Origin of the sequence: Aureimonas sp. Leaf427 (assembly GCF_001425485.1) — a bacterium.
GTDB lineage: Bacteria > Pseudomonadota > Alphaproteobacteria > Rhizobiales > Rhizobiaceae > Plantimonas.
The window spans coordinates 361,043-376,476 of record NZ_LMQW01000001.1; the positions used below are offsets into that span (position 1 = coordinate 361,043).

A 15,434-nucleotide genomic window follows, 5' to 3' on the forward strand; every position below is an offset into this window, starting at 1 on the left:
GCCTTCGCGGGTCAGTGCGCGTCGACCTTCACGCCCGTCGAAGGCTTCTGAATGAAGACGGCGAGGAGGACGAGGGAGGCGAAGAGGACGGTGAGGAAGATGAACACGTCGGAGAAGGAGAGGATCTGAGCCTCCCGGCGCACGATCTTCGACATCTGCGAGAGCGCGGTCGCCGAGCCGTCGAGCCCCTGGGCGGCAAAGCGCGCGGACATGGACGCCATGCGGTCCTCCACCACGCGCCGGCCCCAGCGGACCTGCTCGGACAGGCGCTCGTAATGCAGCGTCGAGCGGTCGTTCAACATCGTGTTGATGATCGCGAGCCCGACCGCGCCGCCGAGATTGCGCGTGAGATTGAAGAGGCCGGAGCCGCCCTTCATCTTGTCCGGCGAGAGCGTGCCGAGCGCGATGTTGTTGATCGGAATCATCGCCATCATCAGCCCGACGCCGCGCAGGATCTGCGGCAGGAGCAGCTCGTAGAAGTCCCAGTCGTGCGTCAGGCCCGACATGAGATAGGTGCCCGTGCCGAAGGAGACGAAGCCGATCGACATCATCAGGCGCGGGTCCATCTTCACCTTGCCCATGAGGATGCCCGAGATCGGCGCCATGATGAACATGGCAAGGCCGGAGACGAACATGGTCTGCCCGATCATCAGCGAATCGTAGCCGCGGATGCGCGCCAGATAGACCGGGTAGAGATAGGTCAGCCCGTAGAGCCCGACGCCGAGCACGAAGGAGAAGAGCGAGCCGAAGGCGAAGTTGCGGTTGGAAAAGGCCGTGAGATCGACGATCGGTTCCTCCGCCGTGAAGGCCCGCCAGAAGAAGAGGACGGCGCCGACCACCGTCACGATCGCGAAGACGAAGATGGACGTGTCCTCGAACCAGTCGTTCAGCGGACCCTCCTCCAGCACGTATTCGAGCGAGCCGAGGAAGGCGGCGAGACCGAGGAGGCCGAACCAGTCGAAGCGGTTGAAGAGCGCGAGGTTCGGCTTGTCGAAATCGACGAGGTTCCAGACCGTGATCGCGACGATGATGCCGGGCGGAACGTTGACGAGGAAGAGCCAGTGCCAGGAGAAGGCATGGCTGAGATAGCCGCCGATCGTCGGGCCGATCGTCGGCGCCAGCGTCGCGACGAGGCCGATCACGGGCGAGACGATCGCGCGGCGCGAGGGCGGGAAGATCGTGAAGGCCGCCGCGAAGACGGCCGGGATCATGCCGCCGCCGATGAAGCCCTGGATCGCGCGATAGACGATCATCTGGTCGATGTTCGAGGCCGTCGCGCAGAGCGCCGACGAGGCGGTGAAGCCGGCGGCGGCCAGGGTGAAGAGCACCCGCGTCGACAACATGCGCGCCAGGAAGCCCGAAAGCGGGATCATGACGACTTCGGCGATGAGATAGGCCGTCTGGACCCAGGCGATCTCGTCGGACGACGCCGACAGGCCCGCCTGGATCTCGGAGAGCGAGGCCGAGACGATCTGGATGTCGAGGATCGCCATGAACATGCCGAAGACCATCGCCACGAAGGCGACGATCCGGCGCGTGGAAATGGTCTCCTCCGCCGCGCTCGGCGGGGCAGGCCGGGCGGGACTGGCGGGCGAGCCGGCCGTGAGCGTGGCGGACATGGGAAAGACCCCAGTTCGGGCGGTTAGTTCAGAGCGGCCGTGTCGTGACCGGCAGGGCCTGTGCGGCTGTCGATGGCGACCACGGCCGAAAGGCCCGGCCGCAGGCGACCGTCCAGCGCCTCCACATCGTCGATCGCGATGCGCACGGGAACGCGCTGCACGACCTTGGTGAAGTTGCCGGTGGCGTTGTCGGAGGGAAGAAGCGTGAAGACCGAGCCGGAGGCCGGCGACAGCGACACCACCGTGCCCGTCAGCTTCTGCCCGGGCAGCGCGTCGACCTCGATCTCGACATGCTGACCGGGGACGATCTCGGCCAGCTGCGTCTCCTTGAAGTTCGCCTCGATGAAGACCTTCGACATCGGCACGACGGAGGCAAGGCTCCGGCCCGCCGAGAGATAGTCGCCCGGCTGCACCGCGAGATTGCCGACGATGCCGTCATAGGGCGCGGTCAGCGTCGTGAAGGAGAGATTGCGCGCGGCCGTGTCGCGGGAAATTTCCAGCTCGCGGATCGTGCGCTGGGCTTCCTTCACCTGCGCATCGAGGACCGCGACATTGGCCGTCGCCGCCGTGATCGAGGCCCCGGCCCCGCGAAGCTTGGAAGCGGCCTGATCGCGCGCGCTCTGGGCGGAATCGCGCTGAGCCTTCGCGCCGACGCCGCTGCGAACCAGATCGCTCGCGCGCTGGAGGTCCAGCTCGGCCTGGGCCAGAGACGTGGCGATCGCATCCTCGCTGGCCTGCGCCTCGCCGACGGCGGCCTCGGCGGCGGCCTTCTGCGCGCCCAGCCGGTCGACGGCGGCATGCTGGGTCGCGATCTTGGCCTCGGCCGATTCCAGCGCCAGCTCGAAATCGCCGCGGTCGATCTGGACGATCGTCTGGCCGGCCTTCACATGCTGATTTTCCTCGACCGGCACGGCGGCGACATAGCCGGTGATCTTCGGCGAGAGGATCGACATGTCGGCCGCGATATAGGCGTCGTCCGTGGAGACGAAGAAGCGCCCGACCGTCCAGTACTGATGGCCGAAATAGCTGCCGGCACCGAGCGCGGCGAGAAGAAGGACGAGAAGGATCGGCTTCTTCCGGCTCTTGGCTTTGGGTGCCTGCGCCGCCGGGGACGCGGCGGGAGGCGCCGCCTCTGTCGCGGCCGGTGCGGGCTTTGCAGGCGGCGAGGCCTCGGCGCGAGCGATGATCCGCCCGCTCACGTTTCCGGTCTCCGTCTCGCCGTCCGTCGAACGAAGCGGCGCCTCGTCCTCGCGTGTGCTCTTGTCCAGCATCGCACCATCCTTCATCGAACCGAACCGTTCGGTTCGATGTTGACTTAGCGGCATCGAACGGCCATTTCAAGATCGTTCTACTGCAGTGCACGACAAAACCACGCTTGTATGAATAAGGTCGTATAGTGACACCCCTCGCGCTCGCCAAAAGCCCCGACGAACCGCATGTGAAATGTGCGGAGGGCCGCTCTGCGGCGGGCGAAGACCCCGTCAAGCGCAGCCAGATTCTGGAGGGCGCCCGGCGCATCTTCGTATCCGTCGGTTTCGACGCGGCTTCGATGAACGACATCACGCGCGAGGCCGGCGTCTCGAAATCGACGCTCTACGTCTATTTCCGCTCCAAGGAAGAGCTCTTCACAGCGCTGATCTCTGACGTGCGCGAGCGCTATTTCGCGGAAGTCGAGGCGATGCTCGGCGATGCCGACCACCCCGCCGAGACCTTGAAGCGTTTCGGCATTCGCCTTGCCACCATGGTCATGTCGCCGGAAGCCATGCACGCCAAGCGCACCGTCATCGCGGTGGCGAGCCGCATGCCCCATCTCGGCCGCGAGTTCTATCAGCACGGCCCCGCCCGCGGACTCGCGCTCGTGGCCGGCTATCTGGAGCGTGCGAAAGCGGCGGGCACCCTCGCCATCGACGACGTCCCCTTGGCCGCCTCGCAGTTCATCGAACTGACCACGGCCGGCATTCTGCGGCGCCGATTCTTCGACGACGAGGCTCCCCCGGTGACGGAGGCCGAGATGGAGGTCGTGGTCGACGCCGCCGTGCGTCTGTTCATGGCGGGCTACGGGACGAAACCGTGACCGTCTGGCGACCGCCCCAGGCGATCCGCGTCAAGGCGCTCGGCCTGATGATCGAGAGCGATCATCTCTTCGCCGCCGAGGTGCCGGGCGATTCGGGTGCGCTGAAAGGCGTGCGGCCGCTCGGCGGCTCGATCGAGTTCGGGGAAGGCCGGGAGGAGGCCCTACGCCGCGAGTTCCGCGAGGAGTTGCAGGCCGAGATCGAGTTCCTCGGCCCCTTCGCCTGCCTCGAGAACATCTATGTGCACGAAGGCGCCACCGGCCACGAAATCGTCTTCGTCGCCCCGATCCGCCTGATCGGCCGCTCGATCCCGCCCGGCGCCGTCGTCGAGTTCGCCGAGGCCGACGGCACGCTCTGCCGGGCGCGCTGGCATTCGTTGGACGCTCTGCGCCGGGGCGAGCCCGCCCTCTACCCGGACGGGCTTCTCGACCATCTCCGCGCGCTTTGAGCGGATCAGCCCTTCGGCTGGCTCTCCGCGAAGCTCGCGATCACCGACTGAAGATCGGCGAGCCCCAGGAACTTCTCCGACGAGGTCGCGATCAGTTCGGGAAAGGCCGCCGGTCGCTTGGCGATGGCCGCGCGCGTCGCCTCGATCAGCTTCGGCACGGCGAGATCCTTGATCTTGTCGGTCTTGGTCAACACGATCTGGTAGGACACCGCCGCCTTGTCGAGGAGGGCGAGCACGTCGAGATCGTTCGCCTTCAGCCCATGGCGCGAATCGATGAGGACGAAGACGCGCTTCAGCGTGGAGCGTCCGCGCAGGTAGTCGAAGACGAGCCGCGTCCAGGCATCCACCTGCTCCTTCGGCGCCTGCGCATAGCCGTAGCCCGGCATGTCGACCAGCGCGATCGGCGGCAGGTCTTCGCCCGTTCCCGAGAAGCCGCCGGGCACGAAATAGTTCAGCTCCTGCGTGCGGCCCGGCGTGTTCGAGGTCCGGGCCAGGCCCTTCTGGCCGAGCAGCGCGTTGATCAGCGAGGACTTGCCGACATTGGAACGCCCGGCGAAGGCGATCTCCGGCGGCCCTTCCGGCGGCAGGAACTTCATCTCCGGCACGCCCCGGATGAAGACCCAGGGGCGGGCGAAGAAGAGGCGCGTGTCGTCGGGCACGGTGCCCGGCGTCTGCGCGGCATTGAGGTGCGTCTGGTCGCTCATCGTGCGGCCTCCAGTTTGTCGAGGTCCGCGCCCCGAATGGCGCCGAGATTGCGGGAAATCTTGTCGGCCGGCCAGGACCACCAGCCGAGCGCCAGAAGCCGCTCGATCGTGGCCTCGTCGAAGCGACGGCGCACGAGACGGGCGGGATTGCCGGCGACGATCGCATAGGGCGGCACGTCGCCCGTCACCATCGATCCCATCGCGACGATCGCCCCGCTGCCGATGCGCACGCCGGGCAGGATGGTCGCCCCCTCCCCGATCCAGACATCGTCGCCGACGACCGTGTCGCCCTTCCATCCCGCCTGGACGGTGGCGAGATCGAACCCCGCCTCCCAGCCGCCGCCGAAGATGTTGAACGGATAGGTCGAAAAGCCGGTCATCGCGTGGTTCGCGCCGTTCATCACGAAGCGCACGCCCGTCGCGAGCGCGCAGAACCGGCCGATGATCAGCCGGTCCCCGATGAAGTCGTAATGGTGGGAGACGCAACGCTCCACGAAGCGCTCGGGCGCCTCGGGATCGTCGTAATAGGTGTAGTCGCCGATCTCGATCAGCGGATGATCGACCACCGCCTTCAGGAAGACGATGCGCCGGTGCGCCGGAACCGGATGCGCCAGCGTCGGGTCCGGCCCCATTCCGGCCGGTCCCGAACGATCGGTCGCAGCCCCCGTCAGGCGCCGCTTTCCTTCTTGTCGCGCCGGAACGAGTCCCGGATATTGTCGAAAAGTTCGATCTTCGTCCCGTTCCGCTTCATGATCACCGACTGCTGGATGATCGAGAGCGTGTTGTTCCACGTCCAGTAGATGACGAGGCCGGCCGGGAACGAGGACAGCATGAAGGTGAAGACCACCGGCATCCAGGTGAAGATCATCTTCTGCGTCGGGTCCGGGGGCGTCGGGTTCAGCTTCATCTGGATGAACATCGTGATGCCCATGAGAAGCGGGAAGACGCCGATCATCAACGCATGCGGCACGCTGTAGGGCAGAAGGCCAAAGAGGTTGAAGACGCTCGTCGGATCCGGCGCGGCCAGATCCTGAATCCAGCCGAAGAACGGCGCATGCCGCATCTCGATCGTGACGTAGAGAACCTTGTAGAGCGCGAAGAAGACCGGGATCTGCACCAGCACCGGCCAGCAGCCGGCCGCCGGATTGATCTTCTCCGTCTTGTAGATCTCCATCATGGCCTGCTGCTGCTTCATCTTGTCGTCCGCATAGCGCTCGCGGACTTCGAGAATCTTCGGCTGCATGTCCTTCATCTTCGCCATCGACTTGTACGATTTCGAAGCGAGCGGGAAGAAGAGGAGCTTAAGAGCGACGGTGACGAGCAGGATGGCCGCACCGAAATTGCCGGTGAACTTGTAGATCCAGTCGATCGCGTGGAACATCGGCCGGGTGATGAAGAAGAACCAGCCCCAGTCGATCAGCTGTCCGAAGCGCTGAACCTGTCCGTCGGTCTCGTAGTGATCGACGAGATCGACGACCTTGGGCCCCGCGAAGGTGCGCGAGACGACCGTGCCGGAAGCGCCGGGCGCCACGGTCACGGGATCGCCGAGGAAGGCCGCGTGATAGCTCGGGCGGCCCGCCGTGTTGAAGAGGAACTCGGACCGGAAGGTGCGGCCGGCCTCGGGAACGAGCGCCGTCGCCCAGTATTTGTCGGTGATTCCGAGCCAGCCGGTCGTGGAGGCGGCCGGCTGGATGCGGCCCTCGTCTTCGATGTGGCTGTAGGTGGCCTCGCTGACGCCGGCATCGCCGAACACGCCGAGCAGGCCCTCGAACACGACCCAGGCCGAGGCGACCTGCGGCTTGGTGAAGCGAACGACCTGACCGTAGGGATTGACCGAGACCGGAGCGCTGCCCGCATTCGTCACCGTGTCGGTCACGGTGAACATATAGTCGGGATCGATCGAGATCTGGCGGCTGAAGGTGACGTTCGCCTCGTTGGTGAAGGTCAGGACGACCGGCGTCGTCGGCGTCAGCACCTGACCGGCGGCGGCCTGCCACACGGTGTCGGCGCCCGGCAGAGCGCCGGCGGCCTGCCCGCGATAGCCGAACTCGGCATAATAGGCGTCCGGCGCCGTCTCCGGCGAGAGGAGAACGATGGTCGGCGACGCGTCGTCGACCGTGTCGTGATAGTTCTTGAGGCGAAGGTCGTCGAGACGGCCGCCGCGCAGGTTGATCGAGCCCGACAGCGTCGGCGTGTCGATCGTCACCCGCTGGCCGCCGGCCAGAGCCTCGTCGCGTGTCGCGGCGATGCGGCCGGGCACGACGCTTTCGCGGCCCGCGGGCGCGACGATCGTGTCCTGCGGGGTGCCGGCGGGCGTCTGCGGCGTCTGGAGCGAGCCGGGGTTCTGCGGCGAGGTCTGCCCGGTCGCCGCGCGCTGCGCGATCTCGGCCTGACGCTGCGCCTCCAGGCGCGGCGAGACGACGAGGAACTGCCACCCGACCAGCACCAGGATGGACAGCGCCATGGCGATCAGGAAGTTGCGGTTGTTCTGCATCACGTCGTCCCCGATGGGTCTTCGCCCGGCCGCGTCGTGGCGCCGCCGCCGCGTTCCGGCTTTCCCTGCCGAACGCGCAGGAACCGCCGGGACAATTCGCTCGAAACGAGCTCGAACGGCGCCTCCAGGAGATCCCGGCGGGCGACGATCACATAGTCGAAGCCGGCGACCATGTCAGCCCGGCAGACCGTCCGGATCGCCTCGCGCAGACGGCGGCGAATCCGGTTGCGCTCGACCGCGTTGCCGACCTTCTTGGTGATGGTCAGCCCATAGCGGGCGGGCGCCGGATCGCCGCGATCGAGAGCTTCGATCATGAAAAAAGGGCCGTTCAACCGACGGCCCCGTCGCGCGGCCAGAAATTCGGCCCGCGTCTTCAGGCGCTCCGCCTTCAAGCGGCAGCGCTCGAAGCGGCTCAGGCCGACAGGCGCTTGCGGCCCTTGGCACGACGCGATGCGATCACCTTGCGGCCGCCCGTCGTCTCCATGCGGGCGCGAAAGCCGTGGCGGCGTTTGCGGACGAGCTTGCTCGGCTGATAGGTGCGCTTCATGGCTCTTTCCCGCGCCAAAAGCGCAGGCCTCTTTCAGGAACGGTTCGAATGCGGATCGGCATGGAACGACGCGACGGGCGAACCCAGGCGCACAGCGTCCACACGCCGGTTTGGCGGTCCTCTTGATACACTCACCCGCGAAAGTCAATCGCGACGCTGCGATGGAACCCTCGCCGCCCTCGACGATTGACCCGCCGAATGCGCCCACACGGGCGGCGCGCGGATGGCGACGGCGCCGTTGGACAGGACCGAAGGTCTGCCTACTTCCGTGGTAACAAGAACCGGTCGCCGGGCAAAGGCAGGTTCGGCGTGCGGAAAGAGACGACGTGCGGCACAGGCGCCATGACGAAACCCTGCAGATCGGAGAGCCGCGCCCGGCGCCGTTCGCCGTGTCGCATCGCCTGTCGACGAGCTTTCTCTGGCTGACCATGCTGGCCATCATGGCCGCGGAAGTCCTCATCTTCGTGCCCTCGATCGCGAGCTTCCGCCAGGACTGGCTGAACCAGCGGCTGGAGACGGCGGCCGTGGCCGGCGTCTCGGCCGAAGGCGCCGGCGGCGTGCCGCTTCTCGACGACGAGGCCCAGGGCAAGCTCCTGCGCGCGCTCGATGCCAAGCTCGTCGCGATCACCACGGGGGGCATGTCGCAGCTCCTGGCCAAATCGCCCGATCTCTCCGCGATCGACCACGAGGTCTCGCTCGACGAGACCATGCCCCTGCCGCTGATTCTCGGCGCCTTCGACACGCTTCTCTTCGGCGAGAGCCGGATGATGCGCGTCACCGGCCCCGTCGGGGACGGCGACATGGAGGCCGAGGTCGTCATGCCCGAGCGCAAGCTCCGGCACGCCATGCTCATCCATTCGCGCAATCTCTTCGGCCTTTCCATCGTCATCGCGAGCTTCACCGCGATCTTCGTCTATCTTGCGATCAGCCGTCTCCTCATCCGCCCGATCCGCGGGATGACCCGTTCGATGATGCTCTTTCGCGAGAAGCCGACGGATGCCGAGCGCATCCTCGTGCCGAGCGGGCGGCGCAACGAGATCGGCCTCGCCGAAGCAGAGCTCGCCGACATGCAGGCGGTGCTGGCCGAGACGCTGCGCGAGCAGCGCCACCTCGCCGATCTCGGTCTCGCCGTCTCCAAGATCAATCACGACCTGCGCAACATCCTCGCCTCCGCGCAGATCGTGTCGGATCGTCTCTCGGCCCTGCCCGACCCGCACGTCCAGCGATTCGCCCCGATGCTGATCCGCAGCCTCGACCGGGCGCTGGTCTACACGCAGTCTGTGCTGAGCTACGGCCGCGCCGTCGAGAGCCGCCCCGTGCGGCGCAAGGTGCGGCTGCGCCGGCTCGTCGACGACGTGGAGGACGTCCTCTCGCTCGGCCGCGATCCCGGCATCGAGGTCTTGAACCAGGTGCCGCCGGATTTCGACGTCGACGTCGATCCCGACCAGTTCTACCGGGCCATCACCAATCTCGTTCGCAACGCGATCCAGGCGCTGGAAAGCGAGACGAGCGAGGCCGTGATCCGCAAGATCACCGTCGCGGCCGAGCGGCTGCCGGACGGAGGCGCCGCCGTCGCCATCGAGGATACGGGCCCGGGCCTCGGCGAGCGGGCCCGCGAGCATCTCTTCAAGGCCTTTCGCGGCTCGACGCGCTCCGGCGGAACGGGCCTCGGCCTTGCGATCGCTGCCGAGATCGTCGAGGCCCATGGCGGCCGCATCGAGTTGAAGGACACGGGCCGCCCCGGCGCCTGCTTCGAGATCCGCCTGCCCCCGCCCCGCCCGGCCGCCGCGCTCCCCGACCGCCGCCGTCCGCCCGCATCGGAAACCGGCGGCAAGGCCGCCTGACCTCCCGCCCCTCCCCGACAACCCAGCCGCACCCCTCGCCGAAGCCCGCCCGCACCTCGCGGGACGAACGCGTACCACTGCCCAGCCCGCCGCACGCCTTGCACCTTTTCATCGCGCGCCCGACGTTTTTTCGAGCAACGGACTTGCAATCCCCCCGCCCCCGGGCTACCAAGCGCTCGTCAGCGACCGACGAGTTCGGATTGCAACGACACAGTGCGCCCGTAGCTCAGCTGGATAGAGCACTAGACTACGAATCTAGGGGTCAGGAGTTCGAATCTCTTCGGGCGCACCACAAATCTTACTTCATCGTTAGAGACTATTCGCGCAGCTGCAATTACGGTCGCGGCAATCAGTCATACTGACAGGCGTCGAGAGTTTGAGCGTTTAGATGCGCTTGTTCCGTCTTGTTCCGCCCGCCGAACGCGTGTCCGTCTGGCCGACATCGCCATTGCCTTTCCCGTCGATGCTCCTGCCTTTTAAGACATGACCTGCATGGCCAGGCCGTCGAGCCAGATCGGGTTCCAGACGATAGTGGTGAGCTTGCGCACGCGAAGCGAGAGCTCCTCCACTGCGGCGCCCTTCGCACGATGCGGGCTGCGTTCGACGTTTCAGCGTCACCTGTTTTCAATCTGGAATGTTGAAATCGTAGATATCGACAAACACGAATTGGATCGTGCCTCGGCGTCAGGGCTCCAGTAAGCCACGACCGCGACCCGACCCGCTTTCAAGCCAGCGTCAATCGGACGGAATGGGCGCGGAGCGCGTCCAGGAGGCTCGGGTCCGGTCGGGCGTTCGAGACGAGGTCGTGGATCTGCGACCAGGGGGCGTAGCGGGAGGGAAAGAGGCGGCCGAACTTCGAGGCGTCGGCCGCGATCATCGTGCGCGCCGAGCGCATCGCCATCGCGCCGTAGACCGAACCGCAGTCCAGAAGCGCGTCGGAAGGGCCGTCCTCGGCCAGTCCGCTGGCGCCGAGAATCGCGACATCGGCATGGAAGCCGGCGAGAAAGGCGATCGCATGGGCGCCGACGGTCGCCCCTTCCACGGCGTGGTAGTCCCCCGGCATCATGACGACGCGGATCGTCGGGTTGATCGCAAGGACCGTCGCCACGCCGAAGGAATGCGTGAGGACCGTCACGTCCCGCATCTGGGTGGCGATGCGCCGCGCGACGTGAACCGTCGTCGAGCCCGACCCGATCATCAGCGTCCGGGCGCCGTCGAGAAGCGGCACCGCCGCGCGCGCGATCTGCTGGCGCTCCTCCTGGAAAAGGAGATGGCGCTCGGTCACGGACGGTTCGGTGGAGAGCGGGCGGATCGCGCCGCCATAGGTCCGGTTGAGAAGGCCCTGCGCCGTCAGTTCGTCCAGATCGCGGCGGATCGTTTCGGTCGAGACGTCCAGAATGCGGGCAAGCTCGGCGACGCGCAGGCTGGGTGCCGTCCCGAGCTCCGCGAGGATTCGCGACTGGCGACGTGATTTCGAGGTCGACATGCCCTTCCCTCCCGCCGGCCAGAACTTTCCCTCCCAGCGGGATAGCGCCCTCCCCGACCCGGCGCCAGAGCCGGTGCGGCGGGGCTCAGCCGGCAGCGGCGAGGTCCCGCGCGGTCCGCCGACGGCGCAGCAGCGCGAGAACGGCCCCGCCGACGAGGAGGAGAAGGGCGGCCGACAGCGTCGCCATCGTGCCGAGCGCCGGCACCATCGGCGTGTAGCCGGCGACCATCTTGGAATAGAGCCATTTCGGGATCGTGGAGTCTGCGCCCGCCGTATAGAGCGACAGCGGAAAATTGCCCCAGGAAAGGAGGAAGGCGAAGAGCGCGCCCGACCAGATGCCGGGCCAAAGAATCGGCAGCGTGATCTCGCGCAGGATGACGAGCCGGGAGGCGCCGAGATCGCGCGCCGCCTCTTCGAGAACGGGATCGAAGCCATAGACCTGGATCGCGATGACGAGCGTGACGACCGGCGTGATCCAGACGAGATGGGCTGCGATCACCGTCTTCCAGGACGGGTCGATCCCGAGGGCGTTGAACCAGAGAAGCAGCGCCAGGCCGAGCACGGGCTGCGGAAAGAAGATCGGCAGGAGCAGAAGCTTCTGGTAGAGGCGCCGTCCCTTCCAGTCGTACCGGGCGAAGGCGAGCGCGCCGAAGAAGGCGAGCACCACCGAGACGAGCGTGACGATTCCCGCGATCAGCAGCGAGTTTTCCAGAAGCACCCGCACTTCGAGCGAGCCGAGCGCGCGGCCCCACCATTCGCCGGAAAAGGCGCGCACGGGAAAGGCGAAGTAGCGGCCCTTCGACAGCCCGGCCAAGGCGCCGCAGAGGATCGGCAGATAGACCGCGATCCCGATGGCCAGCGTCCAGAGGACGACGAAGAGATGGCGGCGGGACCGGTGGATCGAGCCCATCGCGTCAGCCCCGGCCGAGAATGCGGTCGAGATCGAGTCGCGCCAGCGCGAAGAGCGACAGGCCGCTGACGATCGCGACGAGGATCAGCGCCAGAGCCGAGCCGAGCGGCCAGTTCTGCGCATAGGTGAACGCGACTTCGATCTCCTGCGCGATCGAGATCACCGACTGGCCGCCGAGGACCTTGGCCTCCGCCACGGCGCCGGCCGCGAGCACGAAGGTGAGCAGCATGCCGATGAGGATGCCCGGCATGGCGAGCGGCAGTTCGATCTCGCGCCAGATCATGAGGCGCCCGGCCCCGAGATCCCGCGCGGCGTCGATGAGGTCGCGCGGCACCATGGACAGGCCGAGCACCATCGGAAAAAGCATGAAGGGCAGATAGACATAGGCCATGCCGAACAGGGTGATGGCCGGGGTGAAGAGCACGTCGGGCCCGCCGGAAAACCCGAGCCATTTCAGCGCGCCGTCGAGCACTCCGTTCTTGATGAAGAAGAGCACCCAGCCGTGCAGCCGGACGTTCTCGGAAACGAAGAGCGGAAAGACGAAGAGCACGGACACGAGGCCCGCCCCGCGCCCGAAGACGCGCACGAGCCCGTAGGCGATGGGATAGGCGACGACGCAGAGGATCGCGACGGTCGCGCCGGCGTAGAGCAGCGACCCGGCGAAGGAGGTCCAGACCGTGTTGGCGGGGTCGACGATCGCGGCGAAATTCGCCAGCGTGAAGGAGCGGAAGACGTCGAAGCTGCGCGGCGTCGCGAAGGCATAGGCCGCGACCGTGACGAGCGGCGCCAGGAACCCGGCGGCGAGGAGAAGCCCGACCGGCAGCGCGCAGCGAAGGCCGGGGGACAGGTGAAGGCCGATGCGGGACGGGGCGGCGGTCGAGGCCGTCGTCTTGGCCGTCCCGAGCGCGAGGTCGCTCATGTCTCAGGCTCCGACGAGAATGGCGTCGGCGGCCGTCCAGCCGATGCGGACCTCGCCGCCGCGCGGGGCGGTGCCGGCGCGCGGCGCCTCGACGAGCAGCGTGCGCGCGCCGCAGCGCACCTGATACTGCACGCGCGAGCCGAGCGAATATTCGTTGACGATCTCGCCGCAAAGGGCGTTGTCAGCCGAGGCGTCGTCGGCGACGAAGCGCATGACCTCCGGCCGGACGATGATCGTCGCCGCCTCGCCGAGGCCCGGCGGCTCCGCGCCCACCGAAACGGGCGCGCCGTCCTCGATGCCGATCCAGCCGCTCTCCGTGCGCCGGATGTCGAACGCATTCACCTCGCCGAAGAACTCGGCGACGAAGCGATCGGCGGGGCGGGCATAGATTTCCTCCGGCGTGCCGATCTGCGCGATCCGCCCGCCGCGCATCACGCCGATGCGGTCGGACATGACCATGGCCTCCTCCAGCGAATGGGTGATGTAGACGAAGGTCTTGCCGCTCTCGCGATGCAGGTCTTTCAGCTCCTTTTCCAGGAGCTTCTTCAGCTTGTAGTCGAGCGCCGAGAGCGGCTCGTCGAAGAAGAGGACGTCGGGATCGTAGGCGAAGGCCCGGGCGAGCGCGACGCGCTGCCGCTCGCCGCCGGAGCATTGCAGGACGCTCCGGGCGTAGTAGCTCTCGGGAAGGCGCACCATCCGCAGGAGCTCCAGCGCCCTCGCCCGCCGTTCGGCGGGCGCGACCTTTCGCACCTTCAGCGGAAACTCGATGTTCTCGCCGACGCTTCTGTGCGGAAAGAGCGCGAGCGACTGGAAGACAAGACAGGTCGGCCGCTTGTCCGGGGGCACATGGTTCATCAGCTCGCCGCGCAGCGTGATGTTGCCCTCCGAAGGCGCCTCCAGCCCGGCGAGCATGCGCAGGAGCGTCGTCTTGCCGGAGCCGGAGGGCCCGACGATCGTCACGAACTCGCCTTCCGCGATGTCGAGATCGATGCCGTCGACGGCGGCGAAGTTCGAGAAGACCTTGCGCACCCCGACGAGCTGCAGCACGGGGCGCCGCGCCGCCGGATGAGGCGGGGGAGCGGGGGAACGCACGGCGGCGGCGGCGAAGGCGGTCGTCATGGGCGGGGGAGACCTCGATGGAGCGGGGGAACGAGGACGCCTCAGCCGCGCTGGCGCTTGGCGCCGAGCATCAGCTCCAGCGCCTTGTCGTAGTCCGGCACGATGTCGTATTCGGCGGAGCGGGCCATCTCCTCCTCCAGCGTGTCCCACTGGATGGAATCCAGCTCCTCGGGCGTGAAGAGCGCGAAGCATTTCGGGTCGCCCATCTGGCTCACCGGGTTGAACGTGCCTTCCGCAAAGGCGACGGTGTGCGCGACCTCCGGCGTCTGGACGTATTTCAGGAACTGGATCGCGAGCGGCGAGAGTTCGGGATTGTTGACGGTCGAGGTGATCTCGATCCAGGCGATGCCGCCCTTGCCCCCGATCGGCCCTTTCAGCGGCGTAATCGCGCGCATCTCCTTGTAGCCGTCGGCCCGCGCGGGAGAGACGGAATAGGTGCCACCCGTCATGTGCAGGTCGATCTCCCCGGAGACGAGCGCCTGGTTCATCGTGGCGGCGTCGCCGATCATCTTGGCGCCCTTGAAGACGCGCTGCGCCGTCTCCTCGAAGGCCTTCAGCTCCGCCGCGTCATGGACCTTGAACGGGTCGATGCCGGCGATCATGAAGATGTTGAAGACGTTCCAGTCGTCGGATTCCAGAATGCCGTAGCGGCCGGCGAGCGAGGCGTCGTTGAAGAGGTCCCAGCCCTCGCCTTCCGCCGTCGCTTTGGAAACCTTGTTCGTGTTCACCACGAAGGAATAGGGCCCGAAGCGCTGCGCCATGCCGAGCAGCTCCGAACCGTCCTCGCTCATCGACCAGCGATAGGGTGGCTTGAACTGCGGCAGCATCGTCTCGAAGAAGGGCTCGAATTCGGCCTTGGGCAGCGGCTTGATGAGGCCGGCGGGCGCCATGACCTTTCGCGCCCAGGGATTGTTGACGTTGATGAGATCCCAGATCCGCGTCTCGCCGCCGCGCAGCCGGTTGATCATGGTCGGATCGTTCGTGAGGCTTTCGGCCTTCACCGTGCCGGACGTGTCGGCGCGGAAGGGATCGAGCACCTGGGCCGAATTGTAGCCCTCCCAGCAGAGGATGTTCAGCTCGCCCTCCCGCGCCGCGAAGGCCTCGCGCGATGAGGCGAAGGGCGCCGTGGCGGCCGCCGCGCCCATGAGCTGCAGAAAGGTGCGTCTCGACAGGCCGTTCATGTCCGATCCTCTCGCCAGGGCGGATGGTTCCGCCGATCCGATGTTGGAAATCTGTCGCATTCATCTTCGACTTGCAACATCAATCGCGTGG

The 15,434-nt window shown here is 67.0% G+C and carries 15 protein-coding genes and 1 tRNA gene; 4 read left to right on the forward strand and 12 right to left on the reverse strand.

Translation table 11 applies throughout. The features are described 5' to 3' along the window. Positions 1-11: 11 nt before the first annotated feature. Together ASG62_RS01500 and ASG62_RS01505 are read right to left on the reverse strand one after the other, a co-directional pair. Positions 12-1,619: a DHA2 family efflux MFS transporter permease subunit gene (locus ASG62_RS01500; protein WP_056694481.1), complete on the reverse strand. Its 1,608-nt coding sequence runs from the start codon at positions 1,617-1,619 to the stop codon at positions 12-14. 23 nt (positions 1,620-1,642) lie between these two features. Next, the gene (locus ASG62_RS01505; RefSeq protein ID WP_082537227.1) at positions 1,643-2,890 is read right to left on the reverse strand and encodes an HlyD family secretion protein; all 1,248 of its coding nucleotides are present in this window, start codon (positions 2,888-2,890) and stop codon (positions 1,643-1,645) included. A 125-nt stretch (positions 2,891-3,015) separates the two neighbouring features. On the opposite strand from ASG62_RS01505, the gene ASG62_RS01510 reads away from it, so the two are divergent. Both ASG62_RS01510 and ASG62_RS01515 read left to right on the forward strand, forming a co-directional pair. Then, positions 3,016-3,693, forward strand: a complete 678-nt coding sequence (locus ASG62_RS01510; RefSeq protein ID WP_156381913.1) for a TetR/AcrR family transcriptional regulator — start codon at positions 3,016-3,018, stop codon at positions 3,691-3,693. Beyond that, positions 3,690-4,139 (forward strand): NUDIX hydrolase, encoded by a 450-nt coding sequence (locus ASG62_RS01515; RefSeq protein ID WP_056694477.1) that lies wholly within the window; start codon positions 3,690-3,692, stop codon positions 4,137-4,139. The genes ASG62_RS01510 and ASG62_RS01515 overlap by 4 nt, the downstream gene beginning before the upstream one ends. Before the next feature lie 5 nt (positions 4,140-4,144). On the opposite strand, the gene yihA is transcribed toward ASG62_RS01515, so the two are convergent. The 5 genes from yihA to rpmH are packed head-to-tail and all read right to left on the reverse strand — an operon-like array spanning position 4,145 to position 7,884. Then, entirely contained in the window at positions 4,145-4,843 is a 699-nt protein-coding gene (gene yihA / locus ASG62_RS01520; RefSeq protein ID WP_082537180.1) for a ribosome biogenesis GTP-binding protein YihA/YsxC, read from the reverse strand. After that, positions 4,840-5,475, reverse strand: coding sequence for a CatB-related O-acetyltransferase (locus ASG62_RS01525; protein ID WP_056694475.1), 636 nt, complete (start codon positions 5,473-5,475; stop codon positions 4,840-4,842). Before ASG62_RS01525 ends, yihA begins: the two co-directional genes overlap by 4 nt. A gap of 35 nt (positions 5,476-5,510) precedes the next feature. After that, entirely contained in the window at positions 5,511-7,337 is a 1,827-nt protein-coding gene (yidC, locus tag ASG62_RS01530; RefSeq protein ID WP_056694474.1) for a membrane protein insertase YidC, read from the reverse strand. Then, positions 7,337-7,729, reverse strand: a complete 393-nt coding sequence (rnpA, locus tag ASG62_RS01535) for a ribonuclease P protein component (protein ID WP_056694472.1) — start codon at positions 7,727-7,729, stop codon at positions 7,337-7,339. Before rnpA ends, yidC begins: the two co-directional genes overlap by 1 nt. Before the next feature lie 20 nt (positions 7,730-7,749). Beyond that, entirely contained in the window at positions 7,750-7,884 is a 135-nt protein-coding gene (gene rpmH, locus ASG62_RS01540) for a 50S ribosomal protein L34 (RefSeq protein WP_056502505.1), read from the reverse strand. Between the two features lie 326 nt (positions 7,885-8,210). On the opposite strand from rpmH, the gene ASG62_RS01545 reads away from it, so the two are divergent. Beyond that, a complete protein-coding gene (locus ASG62_RS01545) occupies positions 8,211-9,728 on the forward strand; it encodes a sensor histidine kinase (RefSeq protein ID WP_244487565.1) in 1,518 nt (505 codons plus the stop codon). Positions 9,729-9,943: 215 nt separating this feature from the next. Then, positions 9,944-10,020, forward strand: a tRNA-Arg gene (locus ASG62_RS01550). 432 nt (positions 10,021-10,452) lie between these two features. Here the strand turns inward: ASG62_RS01550 and ASG62_RS01555 are convergent. The 5 genes from ASG62_RS01555 to ASG62_RS01575 all read right to left on the reverse strand — a co-directional run bounded on the left by ASG62_RS01555 (position 10,453) and on the right by ASG62_RS01575 (position 15,343). Beyond that, positions 10,453-11,214: a DeoR/GlpR family DNA-binding transcription regulator gene (locus ASG62_RS01555; protein ID WP_056694470.1), complete on the reverse strand. Its 762-nt coding sequence runs from the start codon at positions 11,212-11,214 to the stop codon at positions 10,453-10,455. 85 nt (positions 11,215-11,299) lie between these two features. Continuing rightward, positions 11,300-12,124, reverse strand: a complete 825-nt coding sequence (locus ASG62_RS01560; protein ID WP_056694468.1) for an ABC transporter permease — start codon at positions 12,122-12,124, stop codon at positions 11,300-11,302. A gap of 4 nt (positions 12,125-12,128) precedes the next feature. Then, the gene (locus ASG62_RS01565) at positions 12,129-13,043 is read right to left on the reverse strand and encodes an ABC transporter permease (RefSeq protein ID WP_056694467.1); all 915 of its coding nucleotides are present in this window, start codon (positions 13,041-13,043) and stop codon (positions 12,129-12,131) included. A 3-nt stretch (positions 13,044-13,046) separates the two neighbouring features. Then, positions 13,047-14,162, reverse strand: a complete 1,116-nt coding sequence (locus ASG62_RS01570) for an ABC transporter ATP-binding protein (protein ID WP_082537179.1) — start codon at positions 14,160-14,162, stop codon at positions 13,047-13,049. Positions 14,163-14,203: 41 nt separating this feature from the next. Continuing rightward, positions 14,204-15,343 (reverse strand): ABC transporter substrate-binding protein, encoded by a 1,140-nt coding sequence (locus ASG62_RS01575; RefSeq protein WP_056694465.1) that lies wholly within the window; start codon positions 15,341-15,343, stop codon positions 14,204-14,206. Positions 15,344-15,434: the final 91 nt, after the last annotated feature.